The following is a 25,263-nucleotide window of genomic DNA, read 5'->3' as shown; positions in this document are numbered from 1 at the left end:
GGCAGCGCGGGCAAGGGCTTGTATCAGGACTCGGACAGGGTTTCCACGACGGCGGCCAGCGAGGAATCGTCGCCGACGTTGCCCGCGAAGACCACGTACGGGATGCCCTGCGCCGGCCCGTCCACGGGTTCCCAAAGCGACACGATGCCCGGCAGCATGGGACCGCGGACAATGGCGCGGCGGATCTGGAGGCCTTTGGCTGCCACGTCGGAGGAGGTGATGCCGCCCTTGGCAATGACGAACCGGGGTGGGTTGGCGGCAAGGACACGGCGGACAACATCCACGACGGCGGCTGACACACGACGGGAAATGTCCAGCGACTCGTCCCCCGTCCCCGCTGTGACCAGCATCCGGCTGGTGTGCAGGACGACGTCGCCGTTCGTCAGCGCCAAAGCCACCGCGTCAGCCACGTCCGAAAGGTGTGCGGCCCGCGCCGTGTCGTCCAGGATAAGTTCGACATTGATTTCGGCGGTGAAGGCCGGCGGCCGGGTGTCCTGCAGGTGGTTGAGCTGCCGAGTGGTCAGGCCAACGTGGGAACCGACAACAATCAGGCCTCCACCACGGGAACGGCTTTCCGCACCGTTTTGCGGTTCCTCCTGCTGCCCGTAGATGTCATTTGCCGTGAGGGGAGCATGCTGCTCCTGGCCGATGGCAGCCCGGACAAACGGAGGGCCCACCCGGTACAGGAAGCGCCGGCCGGCGGCTTCTGCCTGCTGCAGTCCCAGCGCCAGCAGGCGCAGGTCGTCTTCGGTCACCGCGTCTGCCACCACAGGGGTGCCGCCGGTCACCGTGGCGAGGACTGCGGCAACGGCTGCCGGTCCGCTGCGGATGACGTCGAGGGTCAGGGGTACGACGTCGGCTGCGGCAACGCGGCCCCGGGTTTTTTCCTCGACGTAGTTCCTGAGGTTGGAGTTGGCGTAGCCAAAGGTTGCGTCACGGGCGAACTCCGTTTCGGAGACCGACTGGAGCTCCCCGGCACTGCGCATGTAGTGCACCGAACCAAGGGTTATCCGGTTTGCTTCCGGGAAGGCGGGAACCATGATCACGGCATCGGGCGCCGGGAACCCGGCTGCGACGAGCGCTTCGCCCAGGACGTCCGTCTCCAGCGGGAAATGGCCGCGGAGGGTGGAATCGCTGCGGGAAACGAAGGAGAGGCGGATGTCCCGGCCCGTTGCCGCGGCAAGCGCTCCTGCGACAATTTCGCGGTTGATCCGCGCAGCATCCTGCTCCGAAAGGCTGCGGGAATTCGTCAGCACGTAGAGGGCCGGGCTGCCGGTGTTGAAGGCCCATTCAAAATCGGACGTCTCCCACGATGTCAGGACGGGCAGCCCGGCTACGGACTGGGTGCCGGTGGGGTCATCGTCGAGGACAACAAAAACGCTGCCGGCTGTTCCGGCTGCCACGTCGGCTGCCGGCACCTGCACGGCTGCCGGGTAGCCCGCGAGCAGCGTGTCCAGATCTTCCATGAAAACTCCTATGTAGTCAGATGTCAGACATCTTACTCATAAGTGTGTCGAAAAATACAAGGCAGGTGCCTGGTCCTACGGAGCGGCCGGGGCCACGGCGTCGTCGTCGAGCACGTAGTGCACCAAATCAACGTGGGTCTGGTCCATGTGGTTGTCCATGGCCACCCGGGCATCCTCGGCGTTGCCGGAAGCCAGCGCATCGCAGATGGCGCGGTGCATCAGGATGGCGTGTTCCTGGATCTCGGGCACGGCTGAAGTTTCCCTGCGGCCTGCGCTGAGCAGGCGGCCCAGCGGGAGATACATGGCCGGCACCAGGATGTTCCCCGAAGCCCTGAGGATCACGTCGTGGAAGGCGATATCGGCAGCGACAAACCGGTCGACGTCGCCCGCCTGCGACGCCTGGACCATCCGTTCCAGATGAACCCGCAGCTGCGAGAGGTCGTCCTCGGTGTGGCGCACTGCGGCGAGGGCCGCGGCACCGGTTTCAATCATCCTACGCACCTCGAGGAGCTGGATCGAGGTGTTGTTCCGCCCCTTGCCGAAGGCGGCCGCACGGATCATGGCATCAAGGGAGGTCCATTCTTCGGGCGCGTTGACGTAGGTGCCGCGCCCGCGCTGGACACTGACCACGTTCTGCGCCCGGAGCGCCTTCAGCGCTTCCCGGACCGTCAGCCGGCTGACGCTGGACTCCGCCGCGATGTCCGCTTCGGAGGGCAGGGCCGAGCCAGGCCGGATCTCCCCCGCAATGATCCGGTCCAGCAGCAGGTCGGCGACAGTGTCCACCAAGGTCTTGCGCATCATGATGCCTCTCGGTAAACATTCGGTCTGATGTCAGACGACGAGCTTACCAAGGACGCGTCACCGGGCAGGCCGCAGCTTCTGCCATTCGCCCGAATAACCCACGGGCTCAAAACCGAGCTGGTCGTTGATGGCCAGCATGTAGTCGTTCTCGGCAGCATTCCAGGTCCAGATACGGGCGGCTTGGGGCAGCTCCCGCCCCAGGCGGATCAGGTTCGCCGTCTTGAGCAGCATGCCCAGCCGGTGTCCGCGGTGCTCGCGGAGCACCAGGGTGTCGTCCTGAAACGCGACGGCGGGGTTGGCGTTGAACACCATCAGGAGCGTGTGCCCGGCAAGGTGTCCGGTGGGGCGGTGCCTGACGGCGCTGACGAGGACCTCCGCGTCCATGTCCCGCGCCTTCCGTTCATCTTCCCGGATCCGTGCGGCGTCCCAGTGTTCCTCTTCGAGGTCCAGGCCTGCCATCGGTGCGTCGGTGCTCATTTTCTGCCTCAGCACCGCATAAGAATCCACCAGCTGATCGGGGCAGGGACCGCGCCAGAAGACGAGTTCGTAGTCGCTTCCCGCAGCGGCTGCGGCGTCGTCAAGCGCCTCCCGGCCGACGGACGCATCCACCAGGTTCAGCAGACTGATGCGTTCCACCTGCTCCAGGGTGAAGCCGGCCGCTGCGGCGAACGCCGCAGCGGCGTCTGCTGGGATGGTGCCCGTGCCGCTTTTCGGGGCGATGGCACCGGTGTGCTGTTCCGGCTGCGCCGGATGCTCGGTTTCGCCCAGAAGCGTTGTTCTTCCGCCGGCGGCGGCGGCCTGCTCGGCAGCGGCATAGAGGCGCGACCCCAGTCCGGTGCGGCGCGCGTGCGGTGCGACCACCACATTGACGTAGGCCGAATGCGTGTTGTCCGCCAGCGGCAGGCCCAGGGTGGCCAGCCCCAGGATTTCGTCGCCGTCCCGTGCAGCCAGCAGCACCCGCCGTCTCACGGGGGTGGGGCGGCAGCCGGCCAATTGGGTTTCCGGGGTGTCATGGAAGTCAGAGTTCCCCCACAACTCAAGCATGTGATCATTGAGCAGCCGGCCTGCGGCGATAAAGTCCGCCGCGGCGGGGTCCGCGGCATCGAGTGTTGCGGGGATGGCCAGCGGAGCGATCACGACGGATGTTTGAGTCATGGCTCACATCCTGCCGGAAGTGTCTGCGGATACGCAAAAGGCGGCCGCAGCATAAGCTGCGGCCGCCTTGAGCGGATTCGGGACGGCGGGCGTCCCTGGAGCCGGTGCGGCCCTAAAGCCAATTACGCGTCGGCGAGAACCTTGGTGACGGCCGGGTCAACGGAGATGCCCGGGCCGAACGTCGTGGAGACGGTGGCCTTCTGGATGTAGCGTCCCTTGGAAGCGGACGGCTTCAGGCGCAGAACTTCTTCGAGGGCTGCAGCGTAGTTCTCGGCCAGCTTCTGCTGGTCGAAGGACACCTTGCCGATGATGAAGTGCAGGTTGGAGTGCTTGTCGACGCGGAAGTCGATCTTTCCGCCCTTGATGTCGGTGACAGCCTTGGCGACGTTCGGGGTAACCGTACCGGTCTTCGGGTTCGGCATCAGGTTACGCGGGCCCAGGACACGGCCCAGGCGGCCGACCTTGCCCATCATGTCGGGGGTGGCGACGGCGGCGTCGAAGTCGGTCCAGCCTGCTGCAACCTTTTCGATCATGTCGTCGGAACCAACGAAGTCAGCGCCGGCTGCAATAGCCTGCTCTGCCTTCTCACCGGTTGCGAAAACCAGGACGCGTGCGGTCTTACCCGTACCGTGGGGCAGGTTGACCGTGCCGCGGACCATCTGGTCAGCCTTACGGGGATCGACGCCCAAACGGAATGCAACCTCAACGGTCGCATCGAACTTGGAGGGGTTGGTTTCCTTCGCCAGCTCTACAGCCTCAACCGGTGCGTACAGCTTGTCCGCATCGATCTTGGCTACAGCTGCTTCATATGCTTTGCTGCGCTTTGCCATCTGCTTTTTCTCCTTGTGCAGTTGTGGTCTGTCGGACCGCGCTCGGCCCTGCCACACGCCGTCGCACCTGTTGGCACGAACGGCTTTTTATGAGTGTAAATGTTTGTTCCGCAGGCGAACCCGCGTCACGGGGTGAAGGCTAATTAGCCTTCTACAGTGATGCCCATGGAGCGGGCGGTGCCGGCGATGATCTTGGCGGCAGCCTTCACGTCATTGGCGTTGAGGTCTTCCATCTTCATGGTGGCGATCTCTTCGACCTGGGCCTGCGTCAGGTTGGCAACCTTGGCGGTGTGCGGGGTTGCGGAACCCTTGGCGACGCCGGCAGCCTTCTTAATCAGCTGGGCAGCCGGAGGGGTCTTGGTGATGAAGGTGAAGGAACGGTCTTCGTAGACCGTGATCTCCACGGGGATGACGTTGCCGCGCTGGGATTCGGTTGCAGCGTTGTACGCCTTGCAGAATTCCATGATGTTGACACCGTGCTGGCCAAGTGCCGGACCAATCGGAGGAGCCGGGTTGGCGGCACCTGCGTTGATCTGCAGCTTGATGAGGCCGGTGACCTTTTTCTTGGGGGCCATGAAAGGGTCCTTCTCTAAATTATGTTCCCGGGGAACAGGAGCGTCCGTCCGGGTTGGTGGCCGCCATGGCGTGGCGGCCGGACGCTGCCGGCAGGGTAAAGCGGACCTGCAGACAACGAAGTCTTTTGTGCTACTGCAGCTTGGTGACCTGGCCGAAGCCAAGGGTCACCGGAGTCTCGCGCTCGAAGATCGTCACGAGGACCACCAGCTGCTGGGACTCGGGCTTGATCTCGGAGATCGTGGCCTGGAGCGTCTCGAACGGGCCTTCGTTGACCGTTACGGGCTCGCCGACCTCGAAGTCCACTGCGTAGTTCGAGGACTCCTGCGCGGGCTTGCCGGCTTCGATCTTCGGCGCAACCACGGTGTGCTCGAGCATGGAGTAAACCTCTTTGAGGCTCAGCGGCACCGGGTTGTGGGCGTTGCCCACGAAGCCCGTGACGCCGGGGGTGTGCCGGACAACGCCCCAGGATGCATCCGTCAGTTCCATGCGCACCAGGACGTAGCCGGGAATGCGCACCCGGTTGACGATCTTGCGCGTGGTGTTCTTGATCTCGACGACTTCTTCCATCGGAACCTGGATTTCGAAGATGTTCTCTTCCATGTCCAGGGTCTGGATGCGGGTCTCGAGGTTGGCCTTCACGCGGTTTTCGTAACCTGCGTAGGAGTGGATGACGTACCAGTCACCCTCCTGGCGGCGCAGCTTGGCCTTGAAGGCCTCGGCCGGGTCTTCCTCGGGCTCTTCGGAGCCTTCGGAATCGTCGGCGGCGGACTCGCCGGAGGCTGAGTCATCGGAGTCTGCGGAATCAGAGTTCACGGCCTCGTCGGCGTCGGCATCTTCTGCCGGCACACCGTCCTCAGCGGGCGCCTGGGCGCCGTCTGCTGCGGTCGTTTCATCCTCGGTATCCAGATCAGCGGTTTCGTCATTGATCTGTGATTCGAGTTCTTGCTCGGACACGTAGATTCCTGCTTTCTTCTTCAGAGCTCTATGGGGTTTGTCACTAGCTCAAAGGCCTGCGGTTCCTGCCCTTGGGGCGGAACACAGGCAGGGCGCTAGCTCTCGCCGCTACCTTCACCGAAGATCCACAGTGCTCCCGCACCAAAGACAAAATCCAGAACTGTCACGATAACGATCATCACGACCACAAAGGCCAGAACCACGATGGTGTATCTCAGCAGTTCCTTGCGGGTGGGTGTGACCACCTTCTTCAGTTCAGCAATAACCTGACGAAGGAAGAGCGCAATGGCCGCGAAAAAGCCGCGCTTCTTCGGCCCGCTGGAGGGGTGTCCCTTGGAGCTGCTGGCAGCTGTCTCGGTCACCTTTCGCCTCACTCATCTGTTAGGTTCACAGCCGCAGCGCGTGCTGGGACTGCTGCTTCATGAAGGACTGCTGAGCTGTCGTGATGACAGCCGTGCGCAGGGCAGACAGGACTCGAACCTGCAACCTGCGGTTTTGGAGACCGCTGCGCTACCAATTGCGCCACTACCCTATGGAGGAAACCACTCTACCGGTAATGCCCCTCGTCAGCGAACCGGCGACAGGCACAGACCAGTGTCGAGACTTCAACACCGAAGGTCTAGTCTACTCAAAGTTTGCGGTTCCGTCGAACCGGGGCTTTTCGGCACCGTCAAGGGGGACGGCAGCGCGCTGTTCCGGACACCGGATCGGGGGCTGCGCGGCGTCGTCCCCGCCGTAAGGAGCCGCCCCCGTCATAAGAAACGGCGGGAGCCGGTGCCTGCACCTAAACTGGGGTGGACCACCGCACCGCAACCACAGACGGGAACGTCATGCCTTCCACCGGCCGAATCTCTGAGCGCATCGCCTCCATCGCAGAATCCGCCACACTTGCTGTAGACGCCAAAGCGAAGGCCCTCAAGGCCGCCGGCCGGCCCGTGATCGGTTTCGGCGCCGGTGAACCGGATTTCCCCACGCCGGAGTACATTGTCGACGCCGCGGTGGAGGCTGCACGCAACCCCCGTTTTCACCGGTACTCCCCCGCGGGCGGCCTGCCGGAGCTGAAAAAGGCCATCGCGGAGAAGACCCTGCGCGACTCGGGCTACGCAGTGGAACCGGCTCAGGTCCTGGTGACCAACGGCGGCAAGCAGGCCGTGTATGAGGCGTTCGCGACCCTGCTGAATCCCGGCGACGAGGTCCTGCTGCCGGCTCCCTACTGGACCACGTATCCGGAGGCCATCCGGCTCGCCGGCGGCGTGCCTGTCGAGGTTTTTGCCGGCCCCGAGCAGGGGTACATGGTCACCGTGGACCAGCTCGAGGCCGCGCGCACCGACAGGACCAAGCTGCTGCTCTTCTGCTCCCCGTCCAACCCCACGGGCGCCGTCTACCCCGCCGACGAGGTTGCCGCCATCGGCCGCTGGGCTGCTGACCGGGGGCTGTGGGTGGTCACCGACGAGATTTACGAGCACCTGACGTACGACGGCGTGAAGTCCACGTCGATCGCCGCCGCGGCTCCCGAGCTGGGGAACAAGGTGGTGGTGCTCAACGGCGTCGCCAAGACCTACGCCATGACCGGCTGGCGCGTGGGCTGGATGATCGCGGCCCCCGACGTCATCAAGGCGGCCACCAACCTGCAGTCGCACCTGTCCTCCAACGTTGCCAACGTCTCGCAGATGGCCGCCCTGGCTGCCGTCTCGGGACCGCTGACCGCCGTCGACGAGATGAAGACTGCTTTTGACCGCCGCCGCCGTGCCATGGTGTCCGCGCTGAACTCCATTGACGGCGTGGAATGCCCCATGCCCGAGGGCGCCTTCTACGCCTACGCGGACGTCCGCGGCCTGCTGGGCAGGGAATTCCCGGGGAGCGAAGGGCCGGTCCGGCCGCAGACCTCGGCGGAGCTGGCCGCCGTGATCCTGGAGACGGTGGAAGTGGCGGTGGTCCCCGGAGAAGCTTTCGGCCCCTCCGGCTACCTCCGCCTCTCCTACGCGCTCGGTGACGAGGACCTCGCCGAAGGCATGGGCCGGCTGCAGGACTTCCTCGGCCGCGCACAGTAGGTCCACCGCTCCGCTGCCGAGACTGCGCGGCTGCTCGCCCTGCCCCCGGCCGGGTTAGAGCAGCCGGCGGTCCGCGGCCCACCGGGTGAGCTCATGCCGGTTGGAGAGCTGCAGCTTGCGCAGTACCGCGGAGACATGGGTTTCAACGGTCTTCACGGAAATAAAGAGCTCCCGGGCCACTTCCTTGTAGCTGTAACCGCGGGCGATCAGCCGCATCACTTCAAGTTCCCGGGCCGAGAGCCGGTCCAGTTCATCGTCGACAGCCGCCACGGTGCCCGTGCCGAACGCGTCCAGGACAAATCCGGCCAGCCGCGGGGAAAACACCGCATCGCCGCCCGCGACCCGCACCACGGCGTCGGAGATCTCCGCTCCGGAAATGGTCTTGGTGACGTAGCCGCGGGCGCCGGCGCGAATCACGGTCACCACGTCTTCCGCCGAATCCGAGACGCTGAGCGCCAGAAAGCGGGTGCTGCCCAGCAGGTCGCGGCAGCCGGCAATGACTTCGGCTCCGCCGCCGCCCACCCCGCCGGGCAGGTGCACGTCCAGGAGGACGACGGCGGGGCGGTGCGCCCGGATGGCGGCCACGGCAGATTCCACGGTGTCCGCTTCGGCGACCACCCGCAGCCTGCCGTCCAGGTCCGCTTTCAGACCGGACCGGAAGATGGCGTGGTCGTCAACAACCACCACATTGATGGAACTGCTGGTGTTGACGGAGGTGCCGCCGTTGATGGCGCTGCTCATTGGTGCTCCGATGCATGGTTGGTATGGGTGTCCGCCTCCGGGTCCGGACGGGAAAGCGGCAGGGACAGCCGCACTTCGGTCCCGTCCGGCCCGCTGCGGATGGCTGCGGTGCCGCCGTTGCGCCGCATGCGGCCCACGATCGATTCCCGCACGCCGAGCCGGTCCGGCGGTACTGACTCCGGGTCGAACCCGGGTCCCCGGTCGCGGATGAAGACCTCCGCACGTTCCGCAGTGCATTCCAGATAGACCGAGACAGGTCCGCCGGCGTGCTGGGCGGCGTTCACGAGCGCCGCCCGCGCGGCTTGGACCAGGGCTTCCGTGGCTGCATCCAGCGGCGCGTTTCCCACTGCCACCACCTCCACGGGATGTCCGTATTCGTCCTCGACCTGCGCTGCGGCTACGGTGACGGCATCGGAAAGCCGACCCGGCGCCCTCGGGTCTTCATCGGCGTACAGCCAGCGCCGCAGCTCGCGTTCCTGTGCCCGGGCCAGCCGGACAACGTCCTGTTCGGAGCCGGCACGGTTTTGGATCAGCGCCAGGGTCTGCAGGACGGAGTCGTGCAGGTGTGCCGCAATTTCAGCGCGTTCGCGTTCCCTGATCCGTCCGGCTCTTTCCGTTTCCAGCTCACGCCAGTACTTCACGGCCCAGGGAGCGAAAACCAGTGCGACACCGCCCAGGACAGCCGTCGCCGCCAACAGCCCCGCGATCAGGACGTCCCAGCTGAAGGCTCCGGAGACCATGAGGAGCACTCCGACAATGACAAGCAGCAGTCCTGCCGCCAGCCGCAGGACTCCGGTCCGCCGGTCCGCGCCGGCGCGGCTGATGAGTCCGGCCCGGCGGGCATCGTCGAGCTGGGACCAGGCCAGAACGGCGCCGGCAACAATTGCGCCGAGCGGGAAAAGGATCTGCCAGTTCACGTCGGCGCCGAACCGCTGGGCAATGACGACGGCGGCAACAGCGAGCAGCGCCAGTCCAGCCAGGACGTCCCGGCCGGCAGCGGCTCCGATCCAGCCTTGAGTGGAAGCGGGGCGACCGGAAGTGGAAGCCCGGGTTTCGGAAGCGGAAGCGCCGGCGAGGTGGGCGGCAAAGTTCTGCGCGACACTGCGGGGGTTGCGCTCTGAGCCGGCGCCCTCCGCGGCCTCCGCTGCCGTGGGCACCAGGACCCACAGCCAGGCGTAGAGCACCAGACCGGCGCCGCCCGATGCGGCCAGCAGCACCATCACCGCGCGGATGAGATTGACGGACCAGCCCAGGTGCCCGGCGAGGCCGGAACAGACGCCCGCAACCAGGCGGTCGTCAGGTCGGAGCAGTGGTGCCTTCATGCACTTATCCAAGCACGTTCCGGCTGTCCGCGACGGCCGGCAGCGGGCCCCGGGCCTCTTTTCAGGGCTCACTCAGGGTCCGCTCAGGGAAGTCCCCGATCCTTTCGCGCCGATTGGCGGACAGAATGGAAATATGACCCCGCACCCAGCAGATTCCGGCCCGGCCGGAGAAGACCGCCGGCCTCCCGCCGAGGCAGCCGGCGAAGCCACCGAACCGCTCCCGGCGAACGGCGCACCCACCCGCCCCCTGCCCCCGCGGGCCGCCGGCTCCCACCGGATACCGGAAGCCGGGCCGGAGCAGGGCCCCAACGGTTTCTTTTCCTGGCTCCGGTCCCTGGGCATTGTCCGCGGCACCGACCGCTGGGCCGGGGGCGTCTGCTCCGGCCTCGCCGCCCGCATGGGCCTTGACCCCGTCCTGGTGCGCGGACTGTTTGTAGTCCTGGCCCTGTTCGGCGTCGGACTGCTGCTGTACGGGCTGGCCTGGGCCTTCCTGCCCGAGCCCGACGGGCGCATCCATGCGGAGGAGGCACTGCACGGCACCTGGACCTCCGGTACCACCGGCGCCCTGGTCGCCTGCATTTTGGGCGCCGGCAGCCCAAGCATCTTCTGGGCGGACGATGGCCTGCTTGGCGGCCTGTTCTGGACACTCTTCTGGGTGGGTGGCGCCGGTCTGCTGATCTACTGGCTGGTCACCCGTTCCGGGCACGGAAACACAGGACAACCCGGCGCCGCAGCCGCGGAAGGCAGGGGCGAGCCCGGCGACCCCCTCCGTTCCTTCAGCACCCCGGCAGCGCCCGGTTACCCCCAGTCCCCGCAGGCTGACACCTATCCCGCGGCCCGCCCACCGGCTGCTTTCGGGACACCGTCCCCTCGCACCCAGCCTCCCGCCGCCGTCCGCCCGCGGACCACTCCCGGCGGTGCCGGGATTGCCCTCGTTCTGGGCGCCGTCCTGCTCACCCTCGGCACGGTCCTGACCCTGGACTACGTCTCCCTGATCAGTCCCCAGGCCCCGGTCGCCGTGGCCCTGGCTGCAGCTGCGGTGGTCAACGGCCTGGCCATCGTGGTGCTTGGGGCCGCGGGCCGCTCCTCCGGCGTCCTGGGGCTGACGGCAGCGGCCCTTGTTGTATCCGCGGCAGTCACGGGCACAGGTATCGGCAGCTACTCCAACCTCGCCGTCGCCCATCAGGCGAACTGGGCACCGGATGACTCCCGGCAGGCTACCGGCGGTTATGCACTGGCAGCGGTGGACGGGGAACTTGATCTTCGGTATTTCTCTCGGGAGGACCGGTCTTCCGCGGAAGTGCCGGTGAGCGTGGCTGCCAGCGACCTCACCATTCTGGTGCCCGATGACGTTCCCGTCCTGGTCCGCACCGACATGCTGGCCGGCAATGTGATCATCGACGACGGCGACACCGTCACCGAGTCCGGCAGCCTGTGGCGCTCGTCGGACCGGGAACTCAACGGCACGGACGGCGATCCGCTGGTGGTGCATGTGAAGGGCTTCGCCAGCAACGTGCTGGTGACCGTGAATGAAAGCGACCTCGAACGATGAACACTTCACCCTCATCCGATGCCCGCTTCGATCCCGTTGATGATGATGAACGCCGGCCGGCCAGGACCAGCACCATCGTGTGGGGCCTGCTCCTCGCCGCGGCCGGTGTCCTGATCCTGGTCTGGCAGCTGACCGACATAGCGTTTGATCCGCTCGTCGTCCTGCTCGGCCTGACGCTCGGCACCGGCGCTGCTCTGCTCATCGGAGGCGCAGTTGCCGCCCTGGGCGGACGGGACCGGAAACGCACCTGAGCACAGGCCGAGTCACCGAACAATGTTTCACCCCGGGCGGAACCGCCCTCCAACCCGACACCGAAGAGGCAAGCTAAAACCATGAACCGATTTTTCAGCATTCTGCGTTCCTCACCCATCCGCAGGACCAGGGGCTGGGCGGGAGGCGTCTGCGCCGGCATCGCACAGCGGTTCAGCTGGGATGTCTCAGTGGTCCGGATCGCCGTCCTGATCAGCTTTCTCCTGCCGTTCGTGGGCGTCTGGACCTACCTCGCGGCCTGGCTCCTGCTTCCGAAAACGGACGGAAGCATTGTCCTGGAACGTTGGATCGGCAACCGCTAGGGGCTTGGCAGCCTTTGATTCCGGGCGCGTACCCGCGGTCAATACCGGTCCCGCAGCGCCGCCGGATGTCTCCAGCAGTGGCCCGCGGCCCGGCGATGGCTAGAATCGAGGCTGAGGATCCACCAGCCCTGCAAAAGAACCAGAGGTTTCAATCATGAAGATCGGCATCCTGACCAGTGGGGGCGACTGCCCCGGACTCAACGCAGTGATCCGCGGCGCTGTCCTGAAAGGGATCAAGATTCATGACCAGGAATTTGTGGGATTCCTGGACGGCTGGCGCGGAGTGGTCGACGGCGACATCATCGACCTCCCCCGGACCAGCGTCCGCGGTATCTCCAAGCAGGGCGGAACCATCCTGGGAACGTCCCGGACCAATCCCTTCGAAGGCCCCAACGGCGGCCCCGAAAAAATCAAGGCGACGATGGACCGGCTCGGCATCGATGCGATTATCGCCATCGGCGGCGAGGGCACCCTGGCCGCGGCCCAACGGCTCACCGACGCCGGACTGAACATTGTCGGAGTTCCCAAGACGGTGGACAACGACCTCGACGCCACCGACTACACCTTCGGCTTTGACACTGCCGTCCAGATTGCCACCGAAGCGATCGACCGGCTGCGGACCACCGGCGAGTCCCACCACCGCTGCATGGTCGCCGAGGTTATGGGACGCCATGTCGGCTGGATCGCCCTGCATTCGGGCATGGCTGCCGGTGCACACGCCATCCTGATTCCGGAAAACCCGCAGAGTCTGGACCAGATTGCCGAATGGGTGACCCAGGCCCGTGACCGCGGCCGTGCGCCGCTGGTGGTCGTTGCCGAAGGATTTGTCACCACCGACATGGAATCCCCCCATTCCGAACGCGGACTGGATGCTTTCGGCCGGCCGCGGCTGGGAGGAATCGGCGAGCTGCTCGCTCCTGAAATCGAGGCCCGGACCGGTATCGAAACCCGCGCCACCGTCCTGGGGCACATCCAGCGCGGCGGGGTTCCCACGGCCTACGACCGCGTGCTGGCCACCCGGCTGGGCATGGCAGCAATTGATTCAGTGATCGACGGCCTGTGGGGCACCATGGTGGCCCTGCACGGCACCGACATTGTGCACGTGGGCTTTGAAAAAGCGCTGGACAACCTCAAGACGGTTCCCCAGCGCCGCTACGACGAAGCGTCAATCCTGTTCGGGTAGCTGCAGGCGGGCCGGGTAATCCCCGGCCCGGCGAGGAGCGCGGTGTAGTTTGAAAGATATGACATTGGATCCGGGAACAATCGCGATCATCCAGCTCGCCTGGTCCCGACGCCTTGGACTGGCCGATGACGCGCTGGCCGAAGCCGGGGACGGGCACCGCATCTACAGCGTCCGGGACGAGTCCCGGCGGGTCTCCTTTGTGCGCCTGTTCGGGTCCGAGGTGTTCTGCGGCCCCGAGTGGGCGGCAGAGCGCGTCCGCGGCAAGAGTGCCGACGAATTGACCCGCAGGACTGCCCTGGCCAGCCTTTCCGTGGAATACGGCGGGCGGACGGTCGAATCCGAGCGGCTCTGCTTCGCCGATTCCTTCCCCGGTCCGGTGGAGCCCGCCGACGAAGTGGCCGTTGCCGAGGACCAGGAGTTCGCAGTGCAGCTTCAGCGCCGCTGCCCGCCCGACGACGTCGCGGAGGCGGGCCTGGCGGAGAAAGAGCAGCTGTTCGTCGTGGTGGACGACAGTGCGGAGGAACCGGTTGCGCTGGCCGGAGCCGGCTACACCATCCGGGACGGCATCATCGCGGACATCAGCACCCTCACGGCGCCGGACGCCCGGCGCCGCGGGCTGGGACGCTACATCACATCAGTCGCGGTCGAAGAGGCCATGGCTGCCGGGCTCATTCCGCAGTGCCGGACACCGCTGGACAACCTCGGAGCCGCACGCACCGCTGCCGGTGCCGGGTTCGTCGCCGTCGGCGTCCGCTCCGAAGTCCAGCTGTCGGTTTAGAAGCCCAGCCAGCCGGCTTAGGCGCCGCGCCGGCCGGAGTTAGGGCAGCAGGTCCAGCATTTCCTGCCGTTGGAAAAATCCTGCCATATCCCTTGCACTGGGTGAGCCGGCGTCCGGGTCCGCTCCCCCCTCCAAGAGGAGGCGGAAGATACCCGTGTAGCCCTTGAAGACGGCACCCGCCAGCGGGGTCTGGCCCCGGTCATTCTGCGTATTGACATCCGCACCCCGCTCCACCAGCAGGGCGGTGAGGTCCTCGTGGCCGTGATACGACGCCAGCATTACCAGCGTGTCGCCGGAGCCGTTGGTGAGGTTTACCGGCACGCCGGCGTCCAGGTAACCCCGGATCCCCTCCGTATCGCCGGCCCGCGCAGCGTCGAACACCAATCCCGCCAGTTCAATGATGTCGTCGTCAAGCTCTGGACGGGGTTCCTGGGTCATCATGGATCTCCTCTGAAGGGGTGGGTCGGTCTAACGTCATACCGCTGAATGCAGCTATGCCCGGGGCGGGCGCAGGAAGCCTCCGGCACGCCCGACAACCTGGCCCGCATCGGGAGCGACGATAATCTCCTGCGCCGCAGCGTAGGGCTCGCCGTCGTCGTCCACCACAAGCTGTGCGGCGGGATCCGCGGAGCGTTTCACCACGGCCAGGGCAACCGCGCCCATCTCATAGTGCTGGGCCACGGAGGTTACGGTGCCCACTTTCCGCTCACCCAGCATCACGGCGCTGCCCGAAGCCGGAAGCGTGTGCTGGGATCCGTCCAGCTGCAGGAACACCAGCCGGCGGGGCGGGTGGCCGAGGTTGTGCACCCGCGCCACGGTTTCCTGGCCCTTGTAGCAGCCCTTGGCCAGGTGCACCGCGGTGCGGATCAGGTCCAGCTCGTGCGGAAGTGTCTTGTCGTCGGTCTCGGCGCCCAGCCGCGGGCGCCAGGCGGCAATCCGCAGCGCTTCGGAGGCCATGGTGCCGGCGAGGGTGCGGCCGGAGGATTCAACCGCCGCTTCCAGTTCCTCCGCCGGTATCAGATACTCGTGCCAGGGCCGGTCCCGTCCGGGGTGGGAGTCTTCCGGAACCCCGGTGTAGGCATATCCTCCGGGGCCGATGTTGGGCCACGGATCGGTCCAGGACCGGTACTGTTCCCACGCGGGGACCGGCGACGCTGCTGCTGCCACGGCCCAGTCTGCGCTGACGTCCGCCACTTCCACCCGGAGCATGAATTTCATCCGCTCGAGCCACTGCGCCAGCTGGGGAGCTTCCGAAGTTTCCACGATCAGCCAAGCGGTGCCGCCGTCGTCAATGATTCTGGCGTCATGCTCAATCCGCCCCTGGACGCTGAGCAGCAGCAGTTCCGAGCTCATGCCCGGCTGCAGGTCGCTGACGTTTTGGGATGAAAGAGTGTTTAGCCAGCTCAGCCGGTCAGGGCCGCTGACGGTGACGACGCCGCGGTGCGAGAGATCCACGACGGCGTTGCCGCGGGCCAGTTCACGCTGTTCGCGCAGGGGGTCACCGTAGTGTGCGGCGACGCCGGCATCGAGGCCGCCGGCTTCCACGGCACCGTGGCGGGACAGGAGGGGGCTCAGGTAAGTCATATCAGGTCCAACGTCCTTGCGGGAGCGGCTATTCCACCGGGCTTCCCCGCCGGGGAAAGCAGGTCAGGCGTTCTTCTTCAGAATGGCGGAGGCGTGGGCCTTCAGGGCGTTGCCGCCTTCGGCTACATCCCAGCGCCAGTACAGATCACCGTTGACCAGGCCGAAGATCCGCGTGGCAGCGGTGTACTCCTTGGAGTTGACGCCGCGCATCACCAGGTCCGTCGTCAGCGAGATCTGCGGGCCCTTGATCTGGCCGTAGTACAGCTCGGCGATGCCTCCGGGGTGCACGATGGTGGCCGTGATGTCGAAGCCCCCGGTGTCATTGCGGAGCTTTTCGACTTCGTCCGCGCTGCGCAGGGCCGGAACAATGTCAGCGGGAGTCAGGCCAGGGCCGCCGTCGGCGTCGTTCAGCGGGCGGTCAAGCGCCCAGAAACCGGTCTCAACTGCGAGGGGGCGCAGGACGGTGCCTTCTTCGTCCGTGAGCCAGCTTTCAGCCTCGTACTTCAGATAGGGCAGGCCGTTCTGACTGAACGTCACGCGCTGCGTGAAGTACTCGGAGTCGGCTTCACCCTCCCCGAGCCGGCCGGAGCCTTCCCAGGTACCAAGGAGCCAGGACAGCGGCACGAGTTCAGGGGTCAGATCGGTGGGGATCTCCATGGGCATGGCGCTGACCTGTTCCTTCGGGTTGCTGAGGGTGGGTTACTTCTGCCCTTTGTACAGGCGGCTGATGACCAGGCCGGCGAAAGCTGCCATGCCGACGCCGGTGATGCCGAGCAGAACGATAAAGAAGATTTCAAGGGCTAAGAGCGAATCCATAGCTACATCCTAACCCGCAGCCGGACGCGTTTCCTCACATGACATCCGCGGACGTCCTTAGGGAACGAGCAGCCGCGCCATGAAGTAGACAACCGAGCCCAGCGCCGCGATCGGCGCCGCAGCGAGTGCCACGCGGCCTCGGCGGGTGGTGATGTCGCGGGACAGGACCAGCCGGCGCACCGCCATGATCACGGCCGCTCCCACAGCACCCATCAGGGCCGCTGCCAGTGCGGAGACGTCAGCCTCAGGCTGCAGGACTCCGGCCAGGGCCCCCGCCAGGGCGCCGGCTGCAACGCCCAGGGGCGCCGCAATCCGGTCCGGCAGCGGGATCAGGGACACGGCGAGGGCAACGAGGATGCCGGCCGCACCGATCGTGACTCCGGCAGGGCTGCCGTCGGCGTTGGCCAGCCGGTCAGCGGCGACCCAGCCTGATCCCATCACTGTCAGCAGCACTCCGGCGATGTTGCCGATGGTGGATTCGAGCCGGTGGGCCTGGCCGGTGCCGCGCAGCAGCTGGATCAGGAAGATGGCGCCGACACCCGCTGCGGCAATACCGGGCAGCCAGGTCAACAGCGCTGACGCCGGCGCGAAATACGCCGCGGCGCAGGCACCTGCTCCAGCGAGCGCCAGGACGGCGCCCTGGGTTTTCTTGGCGGGGACATCCAGCAGATGCGGCCAGCCGACGCCCACGGCCACCGTCAACAAGGCGGTAAAAACGGCAACCGCCGCCACTGACCAGTACGAAGCACCAACGATGCCTATGAGGGCTGCTGCCGCAAGCACCGCTACGCTCCAAAGTTTCACTCGATCCATCCTGCCTTATTACGCAGTACAGATGAAAGCTACAGGCCGGGCGGGGCCGCGTGGTTATACTTTCAAACACCTTCGCCTCCTGCGGATGCGGTCCAGCTTGTGCCCAATGATGTGCGCCCAACTTTCGGAGGAACCATGTCGCACATACTGCTCCTGACCAACAGTCCGGGCCTTTCAGTGGACATCCTGCCTGCCCTCGGACTGTTGAACCACAAGGTCCAGGTTGTACCGGCCGAGCCCACGGCCCTCCTCGAGACGGAGCCCAGCGACGTGGTCCTCGTCGATGCCCGCAAAGACCTCGTGGGTGCCCGGTCCCTGACCCAGCTGCTGAAGGCCACCGGACTCGACACGCCCCTGATCCTCATTCTGACCGAGGGCGGCATGGCCGCAGTGGCAGCGAACTGGCTGGCCGACGACGTCATTCTCGACTCGGCGGGTCCGGCCGAACTCGAAGCCCGGCTCCGGCTCATGACAGCGCGTGCCAACTCCTCTTCCGCGGCAGCCGCCACCGAGATCCGCGCGTCCGGCGTCGTCATCGACGAGGCCAGCTACACGGCGCGCGTGAACGGCACCGCCCTGAACCTGACCTACAAAGAGTTTGAGCTCCTGAAGTACCTGGCGCAGCATCCGGGCCGTGTCTTCACCCGGGACCAGCTGCTCCACGAGGTCTGGGGCTACGACTACTACGGCGGCACCCGCACGGTGGACGTCCACGTGCGGCGGCTGCGTGCCAAGCTCGGGCCGGACCATGAGAACCTCATCGGCACGGTCCGCAACGTCGGATACCGGTTCACCCGCTCCCGGATGGCCGAAGATCCGGCCCCCGCCGCCAGCCGGGACGCCTGAGGCACGCTCCCGGTGCAGCCCGCCGGTCCCGCTTTGGCCGGGCCTGGTTGCTCCCCGCCGCCCGGGGGTTAGGCTTCTTCAATGAGAGACGAACGCGTACAGCCCTGGTCCGTGACCCTCACCAAAGGAACACCCGAGCCGGATCTGCTGGCCCGGATCCGCCAGCTGGCGGCGGCGGCCGCTGATGCCGACGGCAACCCCCCGCTCTCGGAACAGACGCTTGTTGACCTCCGGTCCGCCGACGCGGACCCCGACGCTCTGCTGGTGTTCACCACCTGTGCCGCCGAGGAATCCGCCAACGCCGACGCCCTGGCCGGCGTTGCCGTGCTGACGGGCGGCCGGGCCGGTGAACCCGGTGTCCTGGAGCTGGTTGTCCATCCGTCGTACCGGGGCAAGGGCGTGGGCACCGCCCTCGCTTCCGCGGTCCGGGATCAGGTCCGCGGCGGCCTTGCTTCCCCGCCGCAGGCATGGTCGCACGGCAACCACGAGGCCGCCGTCGAACTGGCGCAGCGGTTTGGCTACCGCCCGGTGCGCGAACTCCTGCGCCTGCGCCTGACCCGCAGCGACGGGGCCGGGGACCTGCCCGCCGCCAAACTGCCCGACGGCGTGTCCATCCGCCCCTTCCGGCCCGGAGCGGACGAGGACGCGTGGCTTGCCGCGAACGCTGCCGCGTTTGCCCACCATCCTGAGCAGGGCAGCATGACCCGCGCCGATCTGGACGCCCGCATGGCCGAGGACTGGTTTGATCCGGAGGGCTTCCTCCTCGCCGTCCGCGACGACGACGGCGCGATCCTCGGCTTCCACTGGACTAAGGTCCATCCCGGCGCCGGCGGCCATCCGCCCATTGGAGAGGTGTATGTGGTTGGCGTCGTGCCCGGGGCGCAGGGCCTGGGGCTTGGAAAGACGCTGACCGTTGCCGGAATCCGCCACCTGCAGGACGCCGGGCTCCAGGCCATCATGCTGTACGTGGACGCCGACAACGAGCCGGCCATGGCGCTGTACAAGAGGCTGGGTTTCGTTCGGTGGGACGCCGATGTGATGTACGCGGCCGGCTGAGCCTTAACAGCTTGTAATGTTGATTCGACGGCTGCATGCGCCGGGGCTTCCCCGGCGCGCAGCCCGAACCGCCGCCAGCACTGCAGGGAGAGACCATGGGATCCGATACCGCCGCCGAACCGCATTACACTTTCGGGTCGGCTGAGTCCATGTCGGCGCCGCGGGCCACCGAGGACCGGATCGACATACCCGACTTCGGCCCCGCGCTGGTACCCGACGGTGAGATCAGCCCGGAACGCTTCCTGGACCGGGAGATCAGCTGGCTCCACTTCAATGCCCGGGTGCTGGAACTGGCCGAGGATCCGGACCTGTACCTGCTGGAGCGCGTCAGCTTCCTGTCGATTTTCGCGTCCAACCTCGACGAGTTCTTTATGGTCCGGGTGGCCGGCCTTAAGCGCCGGATCGCCACCGGGCTGGCCGTTCCCTCGGCTGCAGGCCTGAGCCCCATCGAACAGCTGGAGCATATTGTCGAAGCCGGCTACCGGCTGCAGCAGCGCCATGCGGAGGTTTTCGCCCGGCAGATCCGCCCCGCCCTGGCCGAGGAGCAGATCCATCTGGTGAGCTGGAACGAGCTCGACGACGCCGCCAAGGCCTACCTGCACCGCCAGTTTGCGTCCAAGGTCTTTCCGATCCTCACCCCGCTGGCCGTGGACCCGGCGCACCCTTTCCCCTACATCTCCGGGCTCTCGCTGAACCTGGCCGTGGTGGTGCGCAACCCCGTCAGCGGCAAGGAGTTCTTCGCCCGCGTCAAGGTTCCGGACCAGCTGCCCCGGCTGATTTCCGTGGACGGGCCGCGCGCCGGCAACGTTGCGGGCCGGATGGCCCGTTTCATTCCGCTGGAAGACGTCATCGCCGAGCATCTGGACCAACTGTTCCCGGGCATGGACGTCATGGAGCACCACACCTTCCGGGTCACCCGCAACGAGGACCTGGAGGTGGAGGAGGACGACGCCGAGAACCTCCTGCAGGCGCTGGAGAAGGAACTCCTGCGCCGCCGGTTCGGGCCGCCCGTCCGGCTCGAAGTCACCACCGACATCAATCCCAGCATCCGCGAGCTGCTGGTGCGCGAGCTGGGGGTCGAAGAGGACGAGGTGTACGCGCTGCCCGCACCGCTGGACCTGCGCGGCCTGGCCCCCATCAGCCGGATCGACCGCGCCGACCTGCACTATCCCAAGCAGGTTCCGCACACCAGCCTGCACCTGAAGGAATCGGAAACCTCCAAGCCCGCTGACGTTTTCGCGGCGATGCGCCGCCGCGACATTCTGCTGCACCACCCCTACGATTCCTTCTCCACCTCGGTCCAGGCCTTCCTGGAACAGGCGGCCGCCGACCCGCGGGTCCAGGCCATCAAGCAGACCCTGTACCGCACCTCCGGAGACTCCCCCATCGTTGATGCCCTGATTGACGCCGCCGAGTCCGGCAAGCAGGTGCTGGCGCTGGTGGAGATCAAGGCACGCTTTGATGAGCAGGCCAACATCTCCTGGGCGCGCAAGCTGGAGCAGGCCGGCGTCCACGTGGTGTACGGCATCGTGGGTCTGAAGACCCACTGCAAGCTGTCCCTGGTGGTCCGCCAGGAAGTGGACGGGCTGCGCCGCTACTGCCACATCGGCACCGGCAACTACCATCCGCGCACCGCCCGGTATTACGAGGACCTGGGACTGCTGACCTCCAATGAGCAGGTGGGCGAAGACCTGACGAAGCTGTTCAACCAGCTCTCCGGCTACGCCCCGAAATCCACGTTCAAGCGCCTGCTCGTGGCTCCCCGGTCTGTCCGCTCCGGCTTGATTGACCGGATCGAGCGGGAAATCGCCAACAAGAAGGCCGGCCTGAACGCCCGCGTCATCATCAAGGTCAACTCCATGGTGGACGAGGCGATCATCGATTCGCTGTACCGTGCCTCCCAGGCCGGCGTGCGGGTCGACGTCATTGTGCGCGGCATCTGCTCCGTGCGGCCAGGCGTTCCCGGGCTGAGCGAGAACATCACCGTGCGGTCCGTCCTGGGCCGCTTCCTGGAACACTCACGCGTTTTTGCCTTCGCCAACGCCGGCGATCCGGTGGTGTTCATCGGTTCGGCCGACATGATGCACCGCAACCTGGACCGCCGGGTCGAAGCCCTGGTTCAGCTGGCCTCAAGGGAAGATGTTGCGGACCTTATTTCCCTGATGGACCGGTACATGGATCCCGGGACGGCGAGCTGGCACCTTGAAAAGGACGGCATCTGGACCAGGCACCACAAAAACGAAGAGGGGGAACCGCTGCAGGACGTCCAGTCCTGGCTGCTGGCCTCCCGGTCCCGCCAGCGTGCCGCCGCCCGCCGTTGACCGCCATGTCCATGTCCTCTGAACCTGACACTTCCACGGGCGAGCGGACCCGGCTTCCGGACGAGCCTGCCAAACCCCGGGGCGGCTGGTCCGACGAGGAACAGGCTCCGGAAGCCGGCGCCGCGGTGCCGGAGACGATCAAGGTGGTTGCCGCCGGTGCCCTCTGCTGGCGCACGCGGAACGGCCAGCTTGAGGTGCTCATGATCCACCGCCCCCGGTACAAGGACTGGTCCTGGCCCAAGGGCAAGCTCGATGACGGTGAAACGACTCCGGAGTGCGCCGTCCGGGAAGTCCGGGAGGAAGCCGGCATCGGCATCCGCCTGGGCATCCCGCTGCCGGCCACGGTGTATCCGGTGTCCTCGGGCATGAAGATTGTCCACTACTGGGCTGCCCGGATTCAGGACGGCAAACCGGTGCCGGACGGCAAGGAAGTGGACGGCGTCCGCTGGTGCAGCCCTGCCGAAGCCCACGCGGAGCTGACCAATCCCTCCGACCGGCTGCCCCTGCATGCCCTTGAAGAGGCGCACGCCGAGGGCAGGCTGCGGACCTGGCCGCTGATCATTGTCCGCCATGCCAAAGCCAAGCCCCGTTCCTCCTGGACGCGCGCCGAGGGAGACCGCCCGCTGGCTGCCACCGGCCTGCGCCAGGCACAGGCGGTGTCACGGCTGCTGGCGGCCTGGCAGCCGGACCGCGTGGTGTCCAGCCCGTGGGTGCGGTGCGTGCAGACGGTGCGCCCGTACGTGAAGACCAGGTCGGTGAAGTTCAAGACGGTGGACGCCATCACCGAGCGCAGTGCCAAACGCAAGCCGGGGAAGGCCCGCAGCGCGGTGGAGGCGCAGTTCGACAAGGGCAAACCCGTGGTGGTGTGCACCCACCGGCCGGTGCTTCCCGTGGTCTTTGAGGTCCTCGCCCGGCACATGCCGGCAGGCCTGTCCGTCGGGTTGCCGGCCAAGGACCCCTATCTGGCGCCGGGGGAAGCCGTTATCTGCCAGGTCAGCGCGGCCGACGAGGGGCGAATCGTTTCGCTGGAGCGGTTCCGGGCCTTCGACGACTGAGGGGGGGGCCGGCCCGCGCCGTCGCCCCTGCCCCGGCGCTCCTGGGCCGGGCGAAGCTAAGCCTAACCGTGCTTTTGCCGCGCCCTGCAGGAGCCTAGGGTAGGCGCATGACCACTTTCACAGAACTCCTTGAAGCCCAGATCGGCCACGAATTCAACGCCTCGCAGCAGTACGTGGCGATGGCTGTGTTCTTCGACGGCGAAGACCTTCCGCAGCTGGCCCGCCACTTCTACGCGCAGTCGGTTGAGGAACGCAACCACGCCATGATGCTGGTGCAGTACATGCTGGACCGCGATCTTCCCGTGCGCATTCCCGGCGTGGCCGCCGTGCGTAACGGCTTCAGCTCCGTGGTGGAACCGATCGCCCTGGCCCTGGAGCAGGAGCAGCAGGTCACCCGCCAGATCGAGGCGCTGTTCGCGGCGGCCCGCGCCGAGGGTGATGCGCTGGGCGAGCAGTTCATGCTCTGGTTCCTGAAGGAACAGGTTGAGGAAGTGGCCTCCATGTCCACGCTGCTCACAGTGGCCAAGCGGGCGGACAACCTCTTTGACCTGGAGAACTTCATGGCCCGCGAACGCGTCGGCGACGGCGGCGAGCACGACGCAGCCGCTCCCGAAGCTGCAGGCGGAGCCCTCTGAGAGCTGGGAGCAGGGCCGTCTCCGTGCCGGGCGTCCACCCCGGCTGGTATCTGGCCGCCGGGCTCGTAGCGGTGCTGGTGGCAGCGGTGGGAGCAGCGGCCTGGCCAACGCTGCCGGAGCGCCTGCCGGTGCATTGGGACGGCTCCGGCACCGCGGACCGCTATGAGGAGAAGTCCTTCGGGACGGTGTTCTTCGGCCCGCTGATCTCCGCCGGCCTGATCCTGTTCCTGTACGTGACAGCCCTGGTTATCCGGCCGTTTCCGCTCAACAACGCTGCTCCGGCCGGCGTCGATGAGCAGGTGCATCAACAGGCCGGCATGGATGCAACGTTGTATTTCCTGGCCTTGACGACTGTGGAGCTGTCCCTGCTGGTGGGCTGGATCAGCCTGCGCGGCTGGTTTCTGCCGCCGGACGGATCGGTCCTGCTGTTTGCCCTTCCCACGCTGGGATTCCTCGCGGCGATGGGCGGGGCCGGGCTGCTGGCCTTGCGCCGTTACCGCCGTTTGGTGGCCGAGCTCTCCACTTAGGCATGTCCCATCACTTAGGCATTTCCCATCCATCGTGCAGAAACCGGCCATCGACTCCGTCCGGGCCATCCACGGCGTCGAACCAATCCTTCGGGCCGGGCAGGAAGCAACTAGACTGGTGCGGTGACTATTCCTACCCCGTACGAAGACCTGCTCCGCGACGTCATGGCGCACGGGACGCAAAAATCCGACCGCACAGGCACCGGAACGCGCAGCGTTTTCGGCCGGCAGATGCGCTTTAACCTGCGGGATTCCTTTCCGCTGATCACCACCAAGCGCGTGCACTTCAAATCAGTGGCCCTTGAACTGCTCTGGTTCCTGCGCGGGGATTCCAATGTCCGCTGGCTCCAGGAGCGCGGCGTGAGCATCTGGAACGAATGGGCCGACGACGACGGTGAGCTGGGCCCGGTCTACGGCGTCCAGTGGCGCTCGTGGCCGGCTCCGGACGGCGGACAGATTGACCAGATCGCCAAGGTGGTCGAGAGCATCCGGACCAATCCCGATTCCCGCCGCCACATCGTCACGGCTTGGAACCCCGCCGAGGTGGACAACATGGCGCTGCCGCCGTGCCACGCCATGTTCCAGTTCTACGTGGCCGACGGCAAGCTCTCCTGCCAGCTGTACCAGCGCTCGGCGGATCTGTTCCTCGGCGTGCCGTTCAACATCGCTTCCTACGCACTGCTGACCCTGATGGTGGCACAGCAGACCGGGCTGGAACCCGGCGAGTTCGTCTGGACCGGCGGTGACGTGCACATCTACGACAACCACGTGGACCAGGTCCGCGAGCAGCTCAGCCGCGAGCCCTACCCCTATCCCCAGCTGCGCCTGGCCCGAAAGCCGGAGTCTATTTTCGACTACGCGCTGGAGGACTTCGAGGTCCTGGACTACCGCCACCATCCCGGCATCAAAGCCCCGATTGCAGTTTGAGAGGCGCAGTCCCTTGAGTTCACCCGTTGATCCCATCCGCTATTTTCCCGTCGCCGGGGAAGGCTCCCCGGAGGGCCTGGACTTGTCCTCAGTGCTGGCGGAGGCCGGCCCGTCCGGAAAACCCGCTCCGGTGATCGGCATGATCTGGGCCCAAACGCTCGACGGCGTGATCGGGCGCGACGGCGGCATGCCCTGGCACCTGCCCGAAGACCTGGCACATTTCAAGAACACCACCGCCGGACATCCGGTCATCATGGGCCGGCGGACCTGGGAGTCCTTCCCGCCCGCCTACCGCCCCCTGCCCGGCCGCACCAACATCGTGGTGAGTTCCAGCCAAACGCTTGCGGACGAGATTTCACCTGCGGGCGCCGTCGTGGTCCCTTCCCTGGAACAGGCGCTGGACACGGCCCGGCACAGCCCGGGCGGGGACCAGATCTGGATCGTCGGCGGGGCGCAGCTGTATGAGGCAGCCGCTCCGTTTGCCGACGCCGCCGTAGTGACCGTGATCGAGACAAGCCTCGAGGGTGACACCTATGCTCCCCGGCTGGGCCCCGACTGGACCTTCACCGCGGTCAGCCCCGCGGAGGACTGGCACACCGCCGCCAACGGGACCTCCTACCGGATCGCGGTGTGGGTCCGCACACAGAAGCCTTCCGGCAGCGTCACCAATCAGGACGCCCAGGCAGTCCTGCCCTAAACTGG

General features: G+C 66.5%; 27 protein-coding genes and 1 tRNA gene. 14 read left to right on the top strand and 14 right to left on the bottom strand.

All coding sequences use genetic code 11. The features are described from left to right. Positions 1 to 23: 23 nt before the first annotated feature. The 8 genes from WKB88_RS04505 to WKB88_RS04470 form a co-directional block, all read right to left on the bottom strand. Positions 24 to 1,466 (bottom strand): four-carbon acid sugar kinase family protein, encoded by a 1,443-nt coding sequence (locus tag WKB88_RS04505; RefSeq protein WP_341393368.1) that lies wholly within the window; start codon positions 1,464 to 1,466, stop codon positions 24 to 26. Between the two features lie 75 nt (positions 1,467 to 1,541). After that, positions 1,542 to 2,267, bottom strand: a complete 726-nt coding sequence (locus tag WKB88_RS04500) for a FadR/GntR family transcriptional regulator (RefSeq protein ID WP_341393367.1) — start codon at positions 2,265 to 2,267, stop codon at positions 1,542 to 1,544. 57 nt (positions 2,268 to 2,324) lie between these two features. After that, entirely contained in the window at positions 2,325 to 3,422 is a 1,098-nt protein-coding gene (locus WKB88_RS04495; protein WP_341393366.1) for a GNAT family N-acetyltransferase, read from the bottom strand. 122 nt (positions 3,423 to 3,544) lie between these two features. Beyond that, positions 3,545 to 4,252, bottom strand: a complete 708-nt coding sequence (rplA, locus tag WKB88_RS04490) for a 50S ribosomal protein L1 (protein WP_152219817.1) — start codon at positions 4,250 to 4,252, stop codon at positions 3,545 to 3,547. A 143-nt stretch (positions 4,253 to 4,395) separates the two neighbouring features. Continuing rightward, the gene (gene rplK / locus WKB88_RS04485) at positions 4,396 to 4,827 is read right to left on the bottom strand and encodes a 50S ribosomal protein L11 (RefSeq protein ID WP_104052758.1); all 432 of its coding nucleotides are present in this window, start codon (positions 4,825 to 4,827) and stop codon (positions 4,396 to 4,398) included. Positions 4,828 to 4,957: 130 nt separating this feature from the next. After that, a complete protein-coding gene (nusG, locus tag WKB88_RS04480; RefSeq protein ID WP_341393365.1) occupies positions 4,958 to 5,782 on the bottom strand; it encodes a transcription termination/antitermination protein NusG in 825 nt (274 codons plus the stop codon). A 95-nt stretch (positions 5,783 to 5,877) separates the two neighbouring features. Continuing rightward, positions 5,878 to 6,144, bottom strand: coding sequence for a preprotein translocase subunit SecE (gene secE / locus WKB88_RS04475; protein ID WP_341393364.1), 267 nt, complete (start codon positions 6,142 to 6,144; stop codon positions 5,878 to 5,880). A 97-nt stretch (positions 6,145 to 6,241) separates the two neighbouring features. After that, positions 6,242 to 6,314 (bottom strand) — tRNA-Trp (locus WKB88_RS04470). A gap of 298 nt (positions 6,315 to 6,612) precedes the next feature. On the opposite strand from WKB88_RS04470, the gene WKB88_RS04465 reads away from it, so the two are divergent. Then, positions 6,613 to 7,833 (top strand): pyridoxal phosphate-dependent aminotransferase, encoded by a 1,221-nt coding sequence (locus tag WKB88_RS04465; RefSeq protein WP_341393363.1) that lies wholly within the window; start codon positions 6,613 to 6,615, stop codon positions 7,831 to 7,833. A gap of 54 nt (positions 7,834 to 7,887) precedes the next feature. On the opposite strand, the gene WKB88_RS04460 is transcribed toward WKB88_RS04465, so the two are convergent. Beyond that, positions 7,888 to 8,574, bottom strand: coding sequence for a response regulator transcription factor (locus WKB88_RS04460; protein WP_341393362.1), 687 nt, complete (start codon positions 8,572 to 8,574; stop codon positions 7,888 to 7,890). Further along, positions 8,571 to 9,896 (bottom strand): ATP-binding protein, encoded by a 1,326-nt coding sequence (locus WKB88_RS04455; protein WP_341393361.1) that lies wholly within the window; start codon positions 9,894 to 9,896, stop codon positions 8,571 to 8,573. Before WKB88_RS04455 ends, WKB88_RS04460 begins: the two co-directional genes overlap by 4 nt. Positions 9,897 to 10,029: 133 nt before the next feature. On the opposite strand from WKB88_RS04455, the gene WKB88_RS04450 reads away from it, so the two are divergent. The 5 genes from WKB88_RS04450 to WKB88_RS04430 all read left to right on the top strand — a co-directional run bounded on the left by WKB88_RS04450 (position 10,030) and on the right by WKB88_RS04430 (position 13,981). After that, positions 10,030 to 11,448: a PspC domain-containing protein gene (locus WKB88_RS04450; protein WP_341393360.1), complete on the top strand. Its 1,419-nt coding sequence runs from the start codon at positions 10,030 to 10,032 to the stop codon at positions 11,446 to 11,448. Continuing rightward, positions 11,445 to 11,699, top strand: a complete 255-nt coding sequence (locus WKB88_RS04445; RefSeq protein ID WP_341393359.1) for a hypothetical protein — start codon at positions 11,445 to 11,447, stop codon at positions 11,697 to 11,699. The genes WKB88_RS04450 and WKB88_RS04445 overlap by 4 nt, the downstream gene beginning before the upstream one ends. Before the next feature lie 81 nt (positions 11,700 to 11,780). Further along, positions 11,781 to 12,020, top strand: a complete 240-nt coding sequence (locus WKB88_RS04440; protein WP_341393358.1) for a PspC domain-containing protein — start codon at positions 11,781 to 11,783, stop codon at positions 12,018 to 12,020. A 154-nt stretch (positions 12,021 to 12,174) separates the two neighbouring features. Continuing rightward, entirely contained in the window at positions 12,175 to 13,203 is a 1,029-nt protein-coding gene (locus WKB88_RS04435) for a 6-phosphofructokinase (protein ID WP_341393357.1), read from the top strand. Positions 13,204 to 13,261: 58 nt separating this feature from the next. Next, a complete protein-coding gene (locus tag WKB88_RS04430) occupies positions 13,262 to 13,981 on the top strand; it encodes a GNAT family N-acetyltransferase (RefSeq protein WP_341393356.1) in 720 nt (239 codons plus the stop codon). Between the two features lie 39 nt (positions 13,982 to 14,020). Here WKB88_RS04430 and WKB88_RS04425 read toward each other — a convergent pair whose 3' ends face one another. The 4 genes from WKB88_RS04425 to WKB88_RS04410 all read right to left on the bottom strand — a co-directional run bounded on the left by WKB88_RS04425 (position 14,021) and on the right by WKB88_RS04410 (position 17,185). Then, positions 14,021 to 14,419 (bottom strand): ankyrin repeat domain-containing protein, encoded by a 399-nt coding sequence (locus tag WKB88_RS04425; RefSeq protein WP_341393734.1) that lies wholly within the window; start codon positions 14,417 to 14,419, stop codon positions 14,021 to 14,023. A gap of 54 nt (positions 14,420 to 14,473) precedes the next feature. Next, positions 14,474 to 15,565, bottom strand: a complete 1,092-nt coding sequence (gene ygfZ / locus WKB88_RS04420; protein ID WP_341393355.1) for a CAF17-like 4Fe-4S cluster assembly/insertion protein YgfZ — start codon at positions 15,563 to 15,565, stop codon at positions 14,474 to 14,476. Positions 15,566 to 15,628: 63 nt separating this feature from the next. Continuing rightward, on the bottom strand, positions 15,629 to 16,228 hold the full coding sequence (locus WKB88_RS04415) for an FABP family protein (protein ID WP_341393354.1): 600 nt from the start codon (positions 16,226 to 16,228) through the stop codon (positions 15,629 to 15,631). A 210-nt stretch (positions 16,229 to 16,438) separates the two neighbouring features. Further along, complete coding sequence (locus WKB88_RS04410; protein ID WP_341393353.1) at positions 16,439 to 17,185, bottom strand: hypothetical protein; 747 nt, start codon at positions 17,183 to 17,185, stop codon at positions 16,439 to 16,441. Positions 17,186 to 17,329: 144 nt separating this feature from the next. Between WKB88_RS04410 and WKB88_RS04405 the strand changes: the two genes are divergently transcribed. The 8 genes from WKB88_RS04405 to WKB88_RS04370 all read left to right on the top strand — a co-directional run bounded on the left by WKB88_RS04405 (position 17,330) and on the right by WKB88_RS04370 (position 25,258). After that, on the top strand, positions 17,330 to 18,040 hold the full coding sequence (locus WKB88_RS04405) for a winged helix-turn-helix transcriptional regulator (protein WP_341393352.1): 711 nt from the start codon (positions 17,330 to 17,332) through the stop codon (positions 18,038 to 18,040). Between the two features lie 81 nt (positions 18,041 to 18,121). Beyond that, positions 18,122 to 19,096 (top strand): mycothiol synthase, encoded by a 975-nt coding sequence (gene mshD / locus WKB88_RS04400; RefSeq protein WP_341393351.1) that lies wholly within the window; start codon positions 18,122 to 18,124, stop codon positions 19,094 to 19,096. Between the two features lie 95 nt (positions 19,097 to 19,191). Beyond that, positions 19,192 to 21,417, top strand: a complete 2,226-nt coding sequence (locus WKB88_RS04395; RefSeq protein WP_341393350.1) for an RNA degradosome polyphosphate kinase — start codon at positions 19,192 to 19,194, stop codon at positions 21,415 to 21,417. An 11-nt stretch (positions 21,418 to 21,428) separates the two neighbouring features. After that, positions 21,429 to 22,472 carry an NUDIX hydrolase gene (locus WKB88_RS04390; RefSeq protein WP_341393349.1) on the top strand — a complete coding sequence of 348 codons (1,044 nt, stop codon included), beginning with the start codon at positions 21,429 to 21,431 and terminating at the stop codon, positions 22,470 to 22,472. A gap of 107 nt (positions 22,473 to 22,579) precedes the next feature. Then, the gene (locus tag WKB88_RS04385; protein WP_341393348.1) at positions 22,580 to 23,107 is read left to right on the top strand and encodes a ferritin; all 528 of its coding nucleotides are present in this window, start codon (positions 22,580 to 22,582) and stop codon (positions 23,105 to 23,107) included. Positions 23,108 to 23,130: 23 nt separating this feature from the next. Next, positions 23,131 to 23,634 carry a DUF1648 domain-containing protein gene (locus WKB88_RS04380; RefSeq protein WP_341393347.1) on the top strand — a complete coding sequence of 168 codons (504 nt, stop codon included), beginning with the start codon at positions 23,131 to 23,133 and terminating at the stop codon, positions 23,632 to 23,634. A gap of 123 nt (positions 23,635 to 23,757) precedes the next feature. Further along, positions 23,758 to 24,561 carry a thymidylate synthase gene (locus WKB88_RS04375; RefSeq protein ID WP_341393346.1) on the top strand — a complete coding sequence of 268 codons (804 nt, stop codon included), beginning with the start codon at positions 23,758 to 23,760 and terminating at the stop codon, positions 24,559 to 24,561. A 13-nt stretch (positions 24,562 to 24,574) separates the two neighbouring features. After that, positions 24,575 to 25,258, top strand: coding sequence for a dihydrofolate reductase (locus WKB88_RS04370; protein ID WP_341393345.1), 684 nt, complete (start codon positions 24,575 to 24,577; stop codon positions 25,256 to 25,258). Positions 25,259 to 25,263: the final 5 nt, after the last annotated feature.

Origin of the sequence: Arthrobacter sp. G119Y2 (genome assembly GCF_038069765.1) — a bacterium.
Classification (GTDB): domain Bacteria; phylum Actinomycetota; class Actinomycetes; order Actinomycetales; family Micrococcaceae; genus Arthrobacter_B.
Note: the sequence above shows the minus strand (reverse complement) of the source record. Positions and strands in the feature narration are given on the sequence as shown.